This window comes from Microbacterium sp. Yaish 1 (assembly GCF_002245215.1).
Classification (GTDB): domain Bacteria; phylum Actinomycetota; class Actinomycetes; order Actinomycetales; family Microbacteriaceae; genus Microbacterium.
In genome coordinates, this window is the sequence record NZ_NPMR01000001.1 from 542,732 (window position 1) to 559,559 (window position 16,828).

12 protein-coding genes are annotated in these 16,828 nt (G+C 69.4%); 10 read left to right on the plus strand and 2 right to left on the minus strand.

What is annotated here, in order from left to right; genetic code table 11:
• Positions 1-65 precede the first annotated feature (65 nt).
• Genes CI089_RS02715 through CI089_RS02760 form a run of 10 tightly spaced genes read left to right on the plus strand, consistent with a single transcriptional unit; the run spans position 66 to position 12,897 of the window.
• Positions 66-1,982 (plus strand): DUF6541 family protein, encoded by a 1,917-nt coding sequence (locus tag CI089_RS02715; protein ID WP_094260149.1) that lies wholly within the window; start codon positions 66-68, stop codon positions 1,980-1,982.
• Between the two features lie 2 nt (positions 1,983-1,984).
• A complete protein-coding gene (locus CI089_RS02720; protein WP_179223210.1) occupies positions 1,985-3,181 on the plus strand; it encodes a glycosyltransferase family 4 protein in 1,197 nt (398 codons plus the stop codon).
• Positions 3,178-4,377, plus strand: coding sequence for a glycosyltransferase family 2 protein (locus CI089_RS02725; RefSeq protein WP_256977408.1), 1,200 nt, complete (start codon positions 3,178-3,180; stop codon positions 4,375-4,377). The genes CI089_RS02720 and CI089_RS02725 overlap by 4 nt, the downstream gene beginning before the upstream one ends.
• Positions 4,377-5,504, plus strand: coding sequence for a glycosyltransferase family 4 protein (locus CI089_RS02730; protein ID WP_094260151.1), 1,128 nt, complete (start codon positions 4,377-4,379; stop codon positions 5,502-5,504). Before CI089_RS02725 ends, CI089_RS02730 begins: the two co-directional genes overlap by 1 nt.
• Positions 5,501-6,745 carry a lipopolysaccharide biosynthesis protein gene (locus tag CI089_RS02735; RefSeq protein ID WP_094260152.1) on the plus strand — a complete coding sequence of 415 codons (1,245 nt, stop codon included), beginning with the start codon at positions 5,501-5,503 and terminating at the stop codon, positions 6,743-6,745. The genes CI089_RS02730 and CI089_RS02735 overlap by 4 nt, the downstream gene beginning before the upstream one ends.
• 37 nt (positions 6,746-6,782) lie before the next feature.
• Positions 6,783-7,847, plus strand: a complete 1,065-nt coding sequence (locus CI089_RS02740) for a glycosyltransferase family 4 protein (protein ID WP_094260153.1) — start codon at positions 6,783-6,785, stop codon at positions 7,845-7,847.
• 49 nt (positions 7,848-7,896) lie between these two features.
• A complete protein-coding gene (locus CI089_RS02745; RefSeq protein ID WP_094260154.1) occupies positions 7,897-8,778 on the plus strand; it encodes a glycosyltransferase family 2 protein in 882 nt (293 codons plus the stop codon).
• A 32-nt stretch (positions 8,779-8,810) separates the two neighbouring features.
• Positions 8,811-9,752 carry a UDP-glucuronic acid decarboxylase family protein gene (locus CI089_RS02750; protein ID WP_094260155.1) on the plus strand — a complete coding sequence of 314 codons (942 nt, stop codon included), beginning with the start codon at positions 8,811-8,813 and terminating at the stop codon, positions 9,750-9,752.
• Positions 9,753-9,793: 41 nt separating this feature from the next.
• Entirely contained in the window at positions 9,794-10,663 is an 870-nt protein-coding gene (gene rfbA, locus CI089_RS02755) for a glucose-1-phosphate thymidylyltransferase RfbA (protein WP_094260156.1), read from the plus strand.
• The gene (locus CI089_RS02760; RefSeq protein WP_094260157.1) at positions 10,660-12,897 is read left to right on the plus strand and encodes a glycosyltransferase; all 2,238 of its coding nucleotides are present in this window, start codon (positions 10,660-10,662) and stop codon (positions 12,895-12,897) included. The genes rfbA and CI089_RS02760 overlap by 4 nt, the downstream gene beginning before the upstream one ends.
• Here the strand turns inward: CI089_RS02760 and CI089_RS02765 are convergent.
• Together CI089_RS02765 and CI089_RS02770 are read right to left on the minus strand one after the other, a co-directional pair.
• A complete protein-coding gene (locus tag CI089_RS02765) occupies positions 12,894-14,828 on the minus strand; it encodes a rhamnan synthesis F family protein (protein WP_094260158.1) in 1,935 nt (644 codons plus the stop codon). The two genes, CI089_RS02760 and CI089_RS02765, sit on opposite strands and share 4 nt — an antisense overlap.
• Positions 14,825-16,726, minus strand: a complete 1,902-nt coding sequence (locus CI089_RS02770; protein WP_094260159.1) for a rhamnan synthesis F family protein — start codon at positions 16,724-16,726, stop codon at positions 14,825-14,827. Before CI089_RS02770 ends, CI089_RS02765 begins: the two co-directional genes overlap by 4 nt.
• Positions 16,727-16,828 lie beyond the last annotated feature (102 nt).

Below are 16,828 nucleotides of genomic sequence, written 5' to 3' on the forward strand. Positions count from 1 at the left end.
AAGCCCGTTGAAGGCGTCGGCTACGATGGCATGTCGAATTGTCGCAGTGACGGAGTCGGGATCGAATGGACAGCTGGATCAGCATATTTCCGTCGATCCTCGTCGCTGCGCTCCTCCTGATCATCCCGGGCGGCATCGTGATGGCCGCCGGTTGGGGCGTACGCAACCCTTCGCGCTGGCTCCTCGCTCCGGCGGTCTCGGTCACGATCGCCGCCGTCGCCGCGACGGTCGCCCCGCTCGCCGGTCTGCGCTGGGGCCTGATCCCGCTCGCGATCATCACGGCGGTCGTCGCGGGCATCGGTCTCGTGCTGCGCCGTTTCGCGGGGAGTGACGACGCACCCTCGTCCCGCGGCACGCTGCTCGCCACGGCCGGCGCCCTGGCGGCGGCGGCCGGCGGACTCGGCATCCTGTTCGCACGCGCCTTCGGCGGTCCTGAGAACATCGCCCAGCGGTTCGACAACATCGTCCATCTCAACGCCATCGCCCTCGCCGTCAAGAACGGCAGCGCCTCGCCGTTCCAGATAGGCGCCACCTCGGACATCGGCGGCTACCCCAACGCGTGGCACGCCATCACGACGCTCGTCGTCGAGCTGACGGGCGTCTCGGTTCCGGCGGGGATCAACGCCGCGAACCTCGGCTTCGTCGCCATCCTGTGGCCCGCCTCGATCATGGCCCTCGCCGGGGCGATGTTCCACCGTCGCAGAGCCGCCTACGTCGCCGCGGCGGCACTGTCGACGGGCTTCGGCGCTTTCCCCGCGCTCTTCCTCAACTGGGGAGTGCTCTACCCCAACCTCGTCGGCTACGCCATGGCGCCCGCCGGGCTCGCCGCTGTGGTCCTCGCGCTCCGCGAACGCCGGCCCGCCGGGGTCGTCCGCGCGGTGCTCCTCGTGGCGCTCCTCGCGGGCGGCGTCTTCCTGGGACACCCGAACGCCTTCCTGGCCCTCCTCGCCTTCTCTGCCGCAACGGTGCTGAGCACGCTCCTGGCACGCGCGATCGCGGGCCGGTCGCGGCGTGAGTGGTGGACGCTCGCGGCGAGCACGGCAGGCTTCGCGGTGGTCTGCGTCGCGACGTGGTCGGTTTTCCGGACCTCGGCCGAGCATTCGGGCTGGAAGCCCTGGCAGAACCTCGCGCAGGCGTTCGGCGAGGCCGCGCTGGCCTCACCTCGGGGATACGCGCCGACCATCGTGATCGCCGTTCTCCTCGTGGCCGGAGCGATCGTGGCGGCGCGACGGCCGAAGTCGCTCCCTCTGCTCGCGCCGTTCGCGGTGGCCGTCCTGCTGTTCGTCGTGGCCTCGGGTCTGCGCATCGACCACCCGCTGCGCGAGTTCCTCACCAACCCCTGGTACAACGACTCGAACCGTCTCGCGGCTCTGCTGCCGATGGCCGCCATCCCTGTCGCCGTCCTCGGCGCCCTCGGAATCTACGACGCGGGACGCCGAGCCCTCGCGCGGCTCTCCGCGCCGAGCTGGGCCCGCGTCGCCGCCCTCGTCATCGCGGTGATCGCGGTGTTCTCCGTCGCCGTCGGCCCCAACGCCCGCTTCGCGATCTCGCAGGTGCGCGAGGCCTACGCCTACACCGACGACTCGATCCTCCTCACCTCCGACGAACGAGCCCTGCTCGACCGACTGCCGGAAGAGACCAGCGAGGACGCGCTCATCATCGGAAGTCCGCGCACCGGCGCGTCGCTCGCGCTCGCCCTGTCCGATCGCGAAGTGACCCAGCGGCACATCTTCGGGTCCCCCTCCCCCGAGCTGGTGTACCTCAACTCGCACCTGCGGAACATCGACACCGACCCGGCCGTCTGCTCGACGGTCGATGACCTCGGAATCGACTACGTCCTGGACTTCGGACGACAGGACGTCATGGACCAGTCGCAGGCCGTCATCTATGACGGCATCCAAGACCTCGCACCGGGTCGTCACCTCGTGCTCGTGGACTCGGAAGGTCCCGAAGCACGCCTGTTCCGCATCGAAGGATGCTGATCGTGGCGTCGCGTCGGCGTCTCGCGGTCGCCTACGACTGCCTCTTCCCCTTCACCACCGGAGGCGGGGAGCGCCAGTACCGCGCCTTCGCGGACGAGCTGGTGAAGCTCGGGTACGACGTCGACTACCTCACGTCACGGCAGTGGGACGATGACGGCGAACTGCCGGAGGCCTTCACGGTGATTCCGGTCACCGGACGGCTCTCGCTCTATTCCGCCGACGGGGTGCGGCGCATCCCCGCCGCGCTCCGGTTCGCGGCAGGCCTGTTCGGGACGCTCGTGCGCCGACGCCGTCGCTACGGCGCGGTGATCGTGAGCGGTCTGCCGATCTTCAACGTCTTCGCCGCGCGCCTCGCGCTTCTCGGATCGGGCACGCGTCTGGTCGTCGACTACCTGGAGGTCTGGCCGCGCCGCCAATGGGTCGAGTACTCCGGCACCGCCACCGGCACCATTGCCTGGATGCTCCAGCGCGCCGCCATCGCGGTGACGCCGCTCGCGACCTGCCACTCGCAGCTCAGCGCGACACGGCTGCGGAACGAGGGCCTGCGCTCGGCTCCGGTCGTCAGCCCGGGCCTCATCGACGCCACGGTCGAAGCGGGCCCGGTCACTCCGGCATCCGAGCCGCCGTACGTCCTCTACGTGGGACGTCACATCCCCGACAAGCGGGTCGAAACGCTCCCGGCCGCCGTCGCCGCGGCGCGCCGGGAGATCCCCGGCCTGCGCCTGATCGTGCTCGGGCGAGGACCGAGCGGCGATGCCGTGCGCGCAGCCGTCGCGGAGTCCGGTGGCGAGGCGTGGACCGAGTTCCCCGGATTCGTCGATGAAGAGCGGCTCGCCGAGCTGATACACGGGGCTCTCTGCGTCATCAATCCTTCGCGCCGCGAGGGCTACGGCCTCGTGGTGGTCGAGGCGAACGCGCACGGCACGCCCGTCGTTCTCGTCGCCGACCCGGGCAATGCCGCCACCGAACTGGTAGACACGGGAAGCAACGGCGTCGTCGCCGATTCCGCTTCGGCTGACGACCTCGCAGCCGCCATCCGCGCCGTCGCCGACGGCGGCGACGCTCTTCGTCGCACCGCGCGCACCTGGTACGACTCCGCCATCGAGACCCGCACAATCCGCCGTACCGTCGAGGGAATCCTCGAAGCCCTCGAACCACCGCGGCGCATCGCCCGGAACACGAAAGAAGACACTCTGTGACTGCTGCATCCCCGTCCACCGAGGTCGAACTGACGATTCTCATGCCCTGCCTCAACGAGGCCGAGACGCTCGAGGTCTGCATCCGCAAGGCGCAGGGCTTCCTCGCCCGCACCGGCATCTCGGGTGAAGTCCTCATCTCCGACAACGGCAGCACGGACGGCTCGCAGGAGATCGCGCTCCGCCTGGGCGCGCGCGTGTCGGCGGCGAGTCGCCGCGGCTACGGCGCCGCGCTGATCAACGGCATCGACAACGCCCGCGGGCGCTACATCATCATGGGCGACGCCGATGACAGCTACGACTTCGAGAACCTGGAGCCGTTCGTCGAGCGCCTGCGAGCGGGCGCCGACCTCGTCATGGGCAATCGCTTCGCCGGCGGCATCGCGCCCGGCGCCATGCCGCCGCTGCACAAGTACCTCGGCAACCCGGTGCTGTCGACCATCGGTCAGCTCTTCTTCCGCCCCAACGTCCGCGACTTCCACTGCGGTCTCCGCGGGTTCAACCGCGACCGGATGCGCGCGCTCGACCTGCAGACCACCGGCATGGAGTTCGCCTCCGAGATGGTGGTGAAATCCTCCCTCGCGAAGTACCGGATCGAGGAAGTGCCCACCACGCTGAAGAAGGACGGCCGGTCGCGCCCGCCGCACCTCCGCAGCTGGCACGACGGCTGGCGCCACCTGCGTTTCCTTCTCCTGTTCGCACCGCGCTGGCTCTTCGTCTACCCCGGCCTCGTGGCGTTCTTCCTCGGCGCCATCGCGGTCGCGGTGCTCGCTTTCGGCGGGGTGGAGATCGGCGGGATCGGCTTCGACGTCACCACGATGGTCTACGCGAGCGCGCTGTGCGTCACGGGCTTCCAAGCCCTGCTGTTCTTCTGGTTGACGAAGCTGTACGCGACTCAGGAGGGCTTCCTCCCGACCAGCGAACGGTACCGGCGCATCGTCGCGAAATGGTCGGCCGAGCGCGGCCTGCTCGCGGGCGTCGCTCTGTTCCTGCTCGGGATCGTGATCGGGATCGTGCAGGTCAGCGTGTGGGGCAGTGCCGACTTCGGCCAGCAGGATGCCGCGCAGGCCGTCCGGATCGCCGTGCCCAGCGCTCTCACCATCATCCTCGGGTTCCAGACCATCATGATGAGCTTCTTCTCGGGCGTCCTGACGACGCCGAGGCGCGAGCAGCGTCCCGAAGCCGTCATCGAGAGCTGATGCCGTCGCGAAAGGTGCTCGTCGACCTGCTCGGGTTCACCGGGTCGCGCGGCGGCACCGAGACCTACGTGCGCGAGCTGACGCCTCGACTGGCGGAGCGTCTGCCCGACGTGCGGTTCGCGGCGCTGACCGGCCGGGTCGGAGACGACGAGGTCCGCGGGTTCTTTCCCGGGCACGTGCAGTCTCTCGACTGGGTCGGCTCCGACCCCGGCACCTGGGCACTGGGGGCCGTGGCGGCGACCGAGGTCGTCGCCCGGCGCGGACGCGCCGACCTCGTCTGGGCCCCGGCCAACTTCGGTCCGATCTTCCGCGGCGTGCCGCGCGTGGTGACGGTGCACGACGCCATCTACGACGAGGTGCCGGGAAACCTCGCGCAACGCGCGCAACGGACCGTCACCTCGACGCTCATGCGCCGATCGGCGCAGACAGCCGATCGCGTGCTGACGGTGTCCCATGCTGCCGCCGCGAGCATCGCGCGCCACTTGAGCGTCCCCGCCGAGCGCATCTCGGTCGTCCACAACGGCAGCGCCGACCCCCGCCCCGTCGACGATCCGTGGACTGCTCTGGATGCCCTCCGGCTCCCGCCCGATCGGCCGATCGCCCTGAGCGTCGGAAACCGGATGCCGCACAAGAACTTCGTCGGCCTGCTGGAAGCCCTCGCGACGCTTCCGGCGACGGCGCGCCCGCTGACGGTGATCGCGGGAAGCCGACTCCCCGACCCGCTCGCCGACGATGTCTCCCGGCTCGGGCTCGACTCCGACGTCCTCCTTCCGGGGTGGGTGAGCGACGACCAGCTCGAAGCGCTGTTCCAGGTCGCCGGGCTCTACGTCTGCCCCTCGCTCGTCGAGGGGTTCGGGCTGCCGGTCGTCGATGCGCTGCGGCGGGATGTCCCCGTTCTCGCCAACGACGTGACGGTGCTGCGCGAGGTCGGTGGTGATGTCACCCGCTACGCCGACGCCACGAATCCCGCCGCGTTCGGGCTCGCGATCACGAAGGCCCTGAACGAGCCGGCGGACGCCGCCGCACGCGCGGCCGCACAAGCGTGGGCCTCACGATTCACCTGGGACGATGCGGCAGATGCCACCGCCGCCGTCCTCGAGGCGACCCTGGTGGAGACCTCACGGTGAGCGCTGCGCCCTCGATGAAGCGTCGCCTGCTCGGCTTCCTCCTCGTACCGGCGATCGCGGCGCTCTCCCCGATCATCGCTCTGCCGGCGGTCACCACGATCGCGGGGCCCGGCGGGTGGGCGAGCGCGATCGCCGGAGAGTCGATCGGGACGTTCGCCGCCATCGCGATCGGCTGGGGGTGGGCCACCATCGGCCCCGCGTTGATCTCGGTCGCGGCGGGCGACGACGAGCGCGCCAAGCTCTATCGCGAGTCGATCGCGGTGCGCCTGTCGATCTCGATCCTGGCGCTGCCCGCGCTGGCGGTCATCTGCTGGCTGATCGCGACGCCGGGCTCCGAATGGCTGACCATCCTGATGGGGATGCAGGGTGCCCTCATCGCCCTGTCCTTCACCTGGTTCTGCGCCGGAGTCGGAGACCCCCGCACGATCGTCATCTACGACGCGGCGCCGCGCCTGCTCGCGAACCTCGCGGCGGCCGGGCTCGTGCTCTCGACGGGCGTCGTGGTGCTCTATCCCCTCGCCGGCATCCTCGTCACGCTGATCGGCACCTCGATCTTCACGGTGCGCCTGCTCCGTCGGCATCCCGGTCCCTGGCCGCGGCCCCGCGACCTGCCCCGCCTTCTGCGCTCCAACCTGTCCGTCGCTCTCAACGACGCCGGCCTGAGCGGCTACTCGAGCGTCCCCGCCCCGGTCGTCAACGTCACGGCGGCACCTGTCGCCGCGGCCGGTTACGCGACGGGCGACAAGATGCTGAAGCTGGGTCAATTCATCCCCATGACGCTCGCCAACGCGCTTCAGGCGTGGATCGGCGAGGCGCACGGAAGCCATCGCGGACGCCGCATGACGATCGCGATCGGTCTGGCGACCGCGACGGGTGTCGCGGGATGGGCGGGCCTCGCCCTGGTCGGCCCCTGGCTGACGAGCGTCTACCTGCCCAACGCGCCCGCGCCGTTCGAGATCCTCGTGGTGCTGGGAGCGGTGTTCTTCTTCTTCTCGGTCCGAACAGCCGTCGCACGGCTGGTGCTCTTCCCCGCAGGCCAAGCCGGCGCCGTCATGCGCGCGACGCTGATCGCGACCGCCGTCGGCATCCCCCTGATGATCGGACTCGGGATCGCCTGGGGACCTGTCGGTGCCGCGCTCGGTTACGCCGCCACCGAGGGCGCAGCCGCGGCCCTCCTGACCCGCAGGTGCCTGCACGTTCTCCGCGACCTGCGCCGCACCCCCGTCGAGCCGGCGCCGTGAGCGCGACTCACGCGACTTCACGCGAAAGGACCGCACGATGACCATCGCCGTCAACGGCCGCTTCCTCATCGATTCCTTCGGCGGCGTCCGCCGATTCGCCACGGAACTCACCGAGCACCTCGCACACTCGCGCGACGACGTCGTGCTCCTGGTTCCTGCGTCGGCCGACACATCGGGAATCGACGGCGTGCGCATCGAGACCGTCGGCCGATCGGCGGGACCGGTCTGGGAACAGCTCGAACTCCCCCGCTGGCTCCGCCGGCACGGCTCCCCCGTCCTGCTGAACCTCGCGAACATCGCGCCCATGTCGTACCGGAACCAGTTCACTGTGCTTCACGACATCGCCCCGACGATCCGCCCCCAGGACTTCACCGTCCTCTTCCGCGTGCAGTGGCACCTCGCCGTGCGATTCGGGATGCTGCGCCGGGGCCAGCGGCTGGTGACGGTGAGCCATGCGTCGCAGCGTGAGATCGCCGAACGGTTCCGGGTGTCGGCCGACTCGATCGACGTGGTCTACGAGGGCGCCGACAGCCTCGGCTCACCGGAGGCGGGGCGCCCGGCCGCCGACGACTCCGAGATCCGCTTCGTCGCATTCGGACGGCATGGTGCGGCCAAGAACACCCGGGCCGTCATCGACGCGCTGGGCCATGTCGACGACGATGCACCGATCGTCGTCGAGTTCGTCGGCAGGCTCGATCCCGACCTCGAGCCCTACGCCGCGGAGAAGGGCATCCCGCCGCAACGCATCCGGTGGCGCGGCCCGGTCTCCGACTCCGAGCTCGCCGGCGTCTTCGCCGACGCGGACGGGTTCGTGTGGCCGTCCTTCCACGAGGGGTTCGGGTTGCCGCCGCTCGAGGCGCAGAGCTATGGAGCGCCCGTCCTCGCCTCCGACATCCCCATCAACCGCGAGATCCTGCAGGACTCGGCGCTCTACTTCCCCGCCGCCGAGCCTGCGGCGCTCGGGGGTCTCATGATGGAGCTCGTCCGCGATCCCGCTCGCCGGGCCGACCTGCGCGAGCGCAGCCGGCGCAACGCGGAACGATTCACCTGGGCGGCCACGACGACCGCGTGGAACGCGCTGCTGGACGAGAACCGTCGCTGAGTCGAGCGGGATTGCGCGTCGACCCCGTCGACAGGGGACAATCGGAAGCGTGAACCTCGGCTTCGTCGTGACGACCCTGGGCCGCCTCGGCCCGCTCCGCACCCTGCTCGACTCGCTCGAGCCGCAACTGCGCGACGGTGATGCGGTCGCCATCGTCGCTCAGGGGGAACAGGACGAGGTCGCGACCCTCGTCGCCGAATACGCGGGCCGCGGGATGGCCGTGACCGCCGCCACCTCCGCCCGTGGCGCCTCGCTGGGCCGGAACACCGGCGTCGCGGCACTGCCCGCGGGCGAACGAGTCGTCACGTTCCCGAACGACAACACGGTCTACCCGGCAGGCACGGTCGACGCCCTGCACGCGGCCGTCGACGCGGACGACTTCATCGCCGGCGGCTTCACATCGTGGGACGAACGGGGACCGAAGACCACTCTGCCCGCACCCGGCACGCCCCTGGACCGCTTCAACGTCTGGGCCGTGATCGAGATGGGCATCCTCATGCGCCGATCACTCTTCGACGCCATCGGCGGCTTCGACGAGCGCCTCGGCCCGGGCGCCGCCACCCCGTGGCAGGTCGCCGAAGGCACCGACCTCCTGCTGCGAGCGCTCGCACGCGAGCCGCGCCTGGCGCACGACTTCCGCTGGCTCCCCGCGGACGTCCATGTGGACGGCATCTCGACCGGGTTCGGGCTCACCACCGCCGAGCGGCGCCGCAAGCTGCGTGCATACGGTCGTGGTACCGCCCGGGTTCTCGGAGTCCACCGCTATCCGCAGTGGTGGCGGTTCGCCTTCACGGGTGCCGGGCTGCTCTACGGGGTCCGCAACCCCGCGCCGATCACGATCGGCGACGGCTGGCCCATGTTCGTCGGACGCCTCGAGGGCCAGCTCGGCCGCACCTTCGGACAGGCGCGGATGGTCTCGACCACGCGCTGAGCGGCAGGATGCCGCGCTGATAGGCTTCGGAAGTGTCATCGAGAGTTCTGATCACCGGCGGAGCCGGGTTCATCGGGTCCCACCTGTCCGAGCGTCTTCTCGCCGAGGGCGATGAGGTCATCTGCGTCGACAACTTCTTCACCGGATCCCGCCGCAACGTCGAGCACCTCTTCGACAACCCGCGATTCGAGGTCATCCGCCACGACGTGACCTTCCCGCTGTATCTCGAGGTCGACAAGATCTACAACCTCGCGTGCCCCGCGTCGCCGGTGCACTACCAGCACGACCCGGTGCAGACCACGAAGACGAGCGTCATGGGCGCCATCAACATGCTCGGTCTCGCCAAGCGCCTGCGTGTGCCGATCCTCCAGGCGTCGACTTCGGAGGTTTACGGCGATCCCGCGATCCACCCGCAGACCGAGGACTACTGGGGCAACGTCAACCCCATCGGGCCACGTTCCTGCTACGACGAGGGCAAGCGCGCCGCCGAGACGCTGTTCTTCGACTACCGGCGCCAGCACGACCTGTCGATCAAGGTCATCCGCATCTTCAACACGTACGGGCCTCGGATGCACCCGAACGACGGGCGCGTCGTGTCGAACTTCATCGTCCAGGCGCTTCGCGGCGAGCCGATCACGATCTACGGCGACGGATCCCAGACTCGTTCGTTCTGCTACGTCGACGACCTCGTCGACGGCATGGTTCGCCTGATGAACACCGACCACGGGGTCACCGGGCCCATCAACGTCGGCAACCCGGGCGAGTTCACGATGCTCGAGCTCGCGAACGAGGTCCTGCGCATCACGGGCAGCACCTCCGAGATCGAGCACCGCCCGCTGCCTCAGGACGACCCGAAGCAGCGGCAGCCCAACATCGACATCGCCCAGCGCGAGCTCGGTTGGAAGCCGTCGGTCGCGCTCACCGCCGGCCTCGAGCGCACGATCGATTACTTCCGCGGCGTGCTCGCCGCCTGAGGGCCGCGCATCGCGCAGCGCTGATGTGACACGATGAAGGCGTGAAGGGCATCATTCTCGCCGGCGGTTCGGGCACGCGACTGCACCCGATCACGCTGGGCGTCTCGAAGCAGTTGATCCCGGTGTACGACAAGCCGATGGTCTATTACCCCTTGTCGACGCTGATGCTCGCGGGCATCCGCGACATCCTGATCATCACGACGCCGCACGACGCGCCGTTCTTCGAGCGGCTCCTGGGCGACGGCTCGCAGTTCGGGATCTCGCTCACGTTCGCGCAGCAGCCGGCCCCCGACGGGCTGGCCCAGGCGTTCACGATCGGCGCAGACTTCATCGGCGACGACAAGGTGGCCCTCGTCCTCGGCGACAACCTCCTCTACGGACCGGGCCTCGGTTCACAGCTCAAGCGCTACGCCGACGTCGACGGCGGGGCTGTCTTCGCGTACTGGGTGGGCGAGCCTTCCGCGTACGGCGTGGTCGAGTTCGATGACGAGGGTCGCGCCGTGTCGCTGGAGGAGAAGCCCCGCGAGCCGAAGAGCAACTTCGCGGTGCCGGGCCTGTACTTCTACGACAACGATGTGATCGACATCGCCCGCAACCTCCAGCCCTCGCCCCGCGGCGAGTACGAGATCACCGACATCAACAGCGCCTACCTCGAACGGGGCAAGCTGCAGGTCGAGGTCCTCCCCCGCGGCACCGCCTGGCTCGACACCGGCACCTTCGATCAGATGACCGACGCCGCCGATTACGTGCGCACGATGGAGCGACGGACGGGTCTGCGGATCGGCGTTCCCGAGGAGGTGGCCTGGCGTCAGGGGTTCCTCTCCGACGACGAACTGCGCAACCGCGCGGCGAAGCTCGTGAAGTCCGGATACGGAACGTACCTGCTCGAGGTCCTCGAGCGCGGTCGGTGACGCCCCGCGCCGCGTCGCCCGGCACCATCGTCCGGACGACCATCCGGCGCGCGGCCGCGGTCGCCCGCTCGCGCGTGCGAGACGTCCGGGGCTCCTGGTGGGGCGGCCCCATCATCCGCCGCATCGACCGGGTCTGGTGGGCGCGGACCATCAACCGTGCCGACATCGTCGACCCGGTCGCCGTCTCCGCCCAGCGGCCAGGCCTGAGCCCGCGCGCCGCCGTGCGGCATTACGTCCGCCGGGGCTTCCGCGACGGTTTCGTCCTGAACCCGCTGTTCTCGGAACAGATGGTGTCGATGCAGCTCTCCGACGCGGGGAGGGTCCCGGCCCTGTACGCGTACCTGGTGAACGACCGCCGACGCATCCGGACGAGCCTGCTGTGGGACGCCCCCGGCTACGCCCTCGCCCACCCCGAGTCCTCCGACGATCCTGCCGGCCCGCTCGGCCACGCCTGGCGCGGCCTGCAGGCGGGGTCAGCCCTGGCCTTCGGCTTTCCGGGCGATCGTGCGCAGATGCGCGCGGACCGGATCTCGGCTCTTGCGACCCGAGCGCTCTCCCCGGCAGGGCGGACCGCCGCGGAGAGCGACCTGGCCGAACTCGCCTCCAACCACGTCGTGCTCCTGTGGCGCCTCGCCGGGCACGAGCGCGACTTCAGCCTCACGATGGACACGGCCGCGCAGGCGGGTCGCCGCATCGGTGCCCGTCTCGTCCTCGCTGTCAACGGCGAACGACCGGATGCCTGGGTGCCGGCCGTGGCCGCGTCGGCGGGCACCACCGGAACACTCGTCATCGCCGACGAGCCGTTGTCTTCCGTCGTCGGCAGCGTCACGGATCGGCTCGGTTCCGGCTCTCGCCTGATCGTCCGCGGGGCCGGTGACGAGATCACGACCGAGAGCGTCGTCGCCCTCGCCGAGACGGATGCAGGCATCACGTCGCCCCTCGTCCTCGACATCGACGGCGTTGTGATCAACTGCGGGCTGGTGCGGCGCGGACCTCGGCTGCATCCGCTCCTGCTCGGGCACCCCGCGGAGGACGCGCGCGGTCTCGGCCAGCGCGTGTCCGTCGACGGCATCGCCTCGTCGACGTTCGCCGTAACCGTGGGCACCTCGACGATGCCGGACACCGCCCAGGTCCGCACCGACGCGTGGGTCATCTCCCCTGAGCGTCATCTCCCGGCGCATGCGCGGGTCGAGGCGGCCCGGGGCATGACCGACGACCTCGACCACCTGGTCGCCCGCATCGGTCTGGCCGCGGTCCATGACGACGACGCGCGACTCGGACGGCGATCGCCCGCGGCTCGATCCGCGGCGCCTCGGCTGCGGTGGGCGCTCAAGACCGCTGCTCCAGCCGGGCTCGGTGCGGAGTGGTGGGGCGACACGCACTTCGCGCGCGGGCTCGCCGATGCGCTCCGACGCCTGGGGCAGGATGTCGTCATCGACTCCATCGGGGCCCGTAATCGGCCGTCCCACCATCTCGATGACGTCGAAGTGGTCCTGCGCGGACCGGAGCGGATCGATCCCCACCGATCGGCGATCTCGCTGCTGTGGATCATCAGCCACCCCGACCAGCTGACACGCGACGAGACCGCCGCGTTCGATCACGTCTTCGCCGCCTCCGAGAAGTGGATCCGGTCGGCGGCCGGAGCGCTCGGGCCGATCGAGCCGCTGCTGCAGTGCACCGACGTGCACCGCTTCCACCCCACGGGCGCAGAGCGCACGGACCGGATCGTCTTCGTGGGCACGGCCCGCGGCATCCCGCGTCCCTCCGTCATCGAGCCGATCCGCGCCGGCTTCCAGGTCGACGTCTACGGCCCCGACTGGACCGGCTGGATCCCCGCGTCGTCTGTCGTCGCGGCGGGGGTGCCGAACGCCGAACTGCCTGCACTCTACGAAGGCGCGCGCCTCGTCCTCAACGACCATTGGCCGGCCATGCAAGCATCCGGATTCATCTCGAACCGGCTCTTCGATGTCGTCGCCGCGGGCGGACGCGCGATCAGCGACGACGTCGAGGGAATCGACGAGCTGTTCAGCGGCATGGTGCGCACGTACCGCACCGTTCCCGAGCTTCTGGACCTGCTCCGGCAAGACCCGCAGCGCCTCTTCCCGTCCGGAGAGACGGCCGAGGTCATCTCGACAGGCATCCGGCACCTGCACTCGTTCGACGCTCGCGCCACGACGCTGCTCGAGACGGCGCTACGCGAGCGCACGGCGCCGGCGGGCGGCCGCCAGCGCTAGCGACGTCGCAGCGGACGCAGCATCCGCCTGACCCGTCGTCGCCACACCACCGACCGGTCGTACGCAGTCAGGAGGCGATCCTCCTGCTGGGGCCGGTGCAGCCTGGCGTACATCTTCAGGAAATCGCGGAAGGTTCCCCACTCGAACTCGCCGGCTCGGCGCAGGAACTCGATCTGCTCCATCGTCGAAGCAGGCGGCAGCGTCACCGAGATCTGATCGAAGTTGTAGTCCAGCGCGGTGTAGCTGACCGCCATGTAGTCGGGAGACGTCACCGTACGCGTGTGGTATCCGGCCTCCCCCGCGACGTACGCGGGGACGCGCTCGAGGATGTGAGCCAGCCCACCATCGACGTATGCCTCAACGCCGCCGAACTGGTCGTAGTCCCACGGCTGCTCGACGAGGCGACGCAGCGCTTCAGGGCGCGCGAAGAACATCGACCCGTAGGGCGCGAGCGGCGTCCCCTCGTCGACGGGCACACGCACACCCATTTTCGCCATCAGCTCGAGGAATCCGGGCTTGTTCGCCCACCACCCATGTCCGAGCGTCGGGTGCCCGATGTGCACGACCGGCGGGAAGGCCATGCCCAGACCTGATTCGCGTTGGAAGAGCGCGACGAGGTTGGCGGTGTAGCCGCTCGAGAACAGCAGGTTCTCGAACTGCTGCAGTTTGAAGTGACGCCCGACGTTGTCGGAATCCTGCGGCGTCTTCTTCGAATGCACCTTCACGACGAGGTCGTATCCGCCGTCGAGCAGCTCGTCGCGGCAGCCGATCAGGAACGCGGCTTGGTCTCGCCCGTTGTTGGAGGGAAGGACCCGCACCTCGACCGAGCCCCGGGCGGTGCGCCGCGACAGGTGCTCGCGGATGCTGCGGGCACGCTCCTCTTCCGGCGTCGTGATCACCAGGTCGTAGGCACCCGGGAGGGTGTCGATGCGATCCATGATCTCGTCGGTCATCTCGGGGTAGTAGATGTGTGCGACCGCGAGCGTCCGCAGCGGGCGGGTCGCGTCGTAGGTCCCGTCGTCCTCCTCCGCGAGCACCTCGAGCATGGCTGCGTCCGCATTCAGCGTCTGGGGCTCGACGTTGCGCGCGAGATCCTGGTAGATCAGCTCCATCGGGTAGCCACGGCGCTCCGCGGCCTCCAGCGTCCACCGGCCGATGACCGAGAGGCGATCCATGAAGGGTGGCCACTGGAAGAACGGGCGCCGCTTCAGGGTCGGGCAGCCCGCCTCGATGAGCTGCTGCGCGTAGAGGACAGCGTTGTTCTCGATCTTGTCGGTCAGGCTCGGGAAGGCGACTTCGGCGACGAAGCCGAAGTCGACGAAACGCTCGGTGAAGACCGCCTCGTGCTTCGCGACAGCATCCGAATAGCTGTCGAGCGACGGCAGATCGCGCCAATAACGGGTCCACTCTTCCGAGACAAACATGTCGCGCCGAACCGCCATCCAGTAGGACTGGAGGTGATAGGCGAGATAGGAGTCCCCGGTGAACGGGTTCGGCTCGACCCGCGGGTGGTCGGTCATCCCCCAGAAGTGGAGAGGCCGCTTGTCCATGCGCTCGAACAGCGGCGCGAAGTCGCCGATCGGCCCGAACCACGTGTCGTTCGCGAGGACGACCTCGTCCCACTCCGCGAGGCGATCGGCCAGATGCTCGAGACCCTCTTTGTAGCCGGTGATATCGAAGCCGCGGTTCTCGCGCACGAGGATCTCGTCGGCGACCGGCTCGAGCGTCTGACGGCCGGCGTCGGTGAGAAGACCGTTGACGACGACGAGGACGTGATCGCAATGAGCGCGCAGCCGGCTCAGCGCGTAGGGAATGTAGGCCTCGACGTCGCCCCGGCGGTCGTAGACGACGTAGATCAGCGCGCGCTTGCCACCTTCGGGGAACTCCGCAGCGGCGCGAGCCGGGAAGTTCACGAGTTCAGCAGTCTTCATTCCGAGTCCTCCCCGCGTCGCAGTCCCCGAGACAGCACGCGTCGCGCGCGCGCCACCACACCGTAGCCGCGCCGCGCGAAGTAGTAGATCGGCAGCAGACGCCGGGCCACGCCGAAGTGGTTGAGCCGCAGGTACATGCGGAACAGGGCCACCGGCCCACCGAACCCCATCGCGCCCGCCCCATGCAGGAACCGGATCTGATCGATCGGGTAGCCACGAACCGACATCGAGACCTGATCGGTCTTGAACTGGAGCGCGGTGTGACTGATGCTCGCGTGCTCGGGAGTCAGGACGGTTCGCGCGTGGAACCCGTCCTCGGCCGCGGCCAGCACGACCGTCCGCTCCTGGACATGCGCCAGTTCGCGGTTCCGCTTCCCTCGGCGATAATCGGCATGCCGCCAGCGCGGTTCGACCATCCTGCGGAGCGCGTCGGGACGCGCGATCCACATGCCGCCGTAGGGCGCGAGCGGCGAGACGGCGTCGACGGGCACACGGATGCCGAGCTTGTCCAACAGGCGTTTCGACGGCCCTTCGAGGCCGGCCCACCCGCGGCCCATCGTGCCGAACCCGATGTGGACCATCGGCGGGAACACGAGCCCCAGACCCGGCTCACGAACGAACATCTGCAGGAGGTTGCGGGCGTACCCGCGGCTGCCCAGCAAGTTGTCGAGCTGATATCGCCGCGCGTAGCGGCGCAGATTCAGTGTCTTGCGCGGAGAGGGCCGGTTGTGGAGCTTGATCACGATGTCGTGGCCCCCGTTGAGCAGCACGTCGCGGCAGCCGACGAAGAAGTCACTCATATCCCGGCCCGGGCCGGGCGGAACGACGCGCACTTCGAGCGAGCCGAAACCGAGGTCGTCGCGCTCTTCCAGGCGCGCCTGCACCTGCGCGGCGCTCATGCCGTCGCCCACGGTGACCAGGAGGTCATAGCCGGCGGGAACGTTCCGGATAGCCTGCAGCACCTCGTCGAGCCCGACGAACTCGCTGACGTGGAGGATGACGACGATGGTGAGGGAGTCCACGGCGGACGTGTCGGGCCGCGCCTGCAGGGGCAGGACGTCGAGCATGCCGGCGTTCGTGTTGAGCGCCTTCGGGGGAACCGACCGCGCGAGGCTCTGTCGAATCAGCCCGGTGGGGAAACCGTGGCCATCCAGACGCGCCAGCATCTCCCGCCCGATCACCGCGTGCTGGTCGAGGTATGGGGGGAAGAGTCGGAACTGCGCCTTGCCCACGACGGGGCACCCGGCGGCCAACAGTGCACGAGCACTGAACACGAGCGGGTCACCACTGCGGAAATCCGATGCGGGAAAGGCGAACTCGACCGCCAGCCCCGCCCCGCGCAACGCACGAGGGAGGAGGTACTCCGCATCGTGCGGACGCTCCGTGCTCGAGACCCAGAACTCGTCGAGGACTTCGCTGCTCAGCGCCTCCTCGCGCAGGACCGTCCACACCCAGGGCGCGGTCAGCAGCGGGAAGCCCTCGCCGGGGAAGGACTCCGGCTGGTGACCATGAGCGTTCTCGACCAGCTGCCAGGCCGCGCAGGGAACCTCGGCCATGCGGTTGATCACCGCGGAGAAATCGGAGACCGGTCCGAACCACGAGTCACCACTCAGGATCACTTCGTGCGCAGGCCCCGACTCGTCCGCGCGCTGTCGGATCGCGTCGCGGTAGTCGGTCGGCTGGAACACCGATGCCGCCGGCTCGGCGATCGAGTCGCAGATCCTGCGGAGACGCTGGCGCTCGGCCACCTCGAGCGCGTCCGGGACGATGACGACGATGTCGTCCATCAAAGGACGGAGCGCCGAGAGGGCGTGGATGACGTGGTCGTCCACCACCGCGCGCGGGCCTTCGACGGCATACACCAATCGGCGTCGTACGCGCTCTGCCGGTTCATCCATGTCGGCGGACGGCTCCTCTCGCGCCGCGGTCTGCGGCCGCTGAATTCTATCGAGCGCACGTGAGCGCTCTAGGCGCGTTCCCTCAGCGCTCAGGTGTAGGCA

What these genes read in the sequence shown, in the direction of transcription:
- CI089_RS02730 (WP_094260151.1), top strand. Translation starts at nt 4,377, where the DNA reads ATGCCGTCGCGAAAGGTGCTCGTCGACCTGCTCGGGTTCACCGGGTCG.
- CI089_RS02715 (WP_094260149.1), top strand. Translation starts at nt 66, where the DNA reads ATGGACAGCTGGATCAGCATATTTCCGTCGATCCTCGTCGCTGCGCTC.
- CI089_RS02770 (WP_094260159.1), bottom strand. Translation starts at nt 16,726, where the DNA reads ATGGATGAACCGGCAGAGCGCGTACGACGCCGATTGGTGTATGCCGTC.
- CI089_RS02740 (WP_094260153.1), top strand. Translation starts at nt 6,783, where the DNA reads ATGACCATCGCCGTCAACGGCCGCTTCCTCATCGATTCCTTCGGCGGC.
- CI089_RS02765 (WP_094260158.1), bottom strand. Translation starts at nt 14,828, where the DNA reads ATGAAGACTGCTGAACTCGTGAACTTCCCGGCTCGCGCCGCTGCGGAG.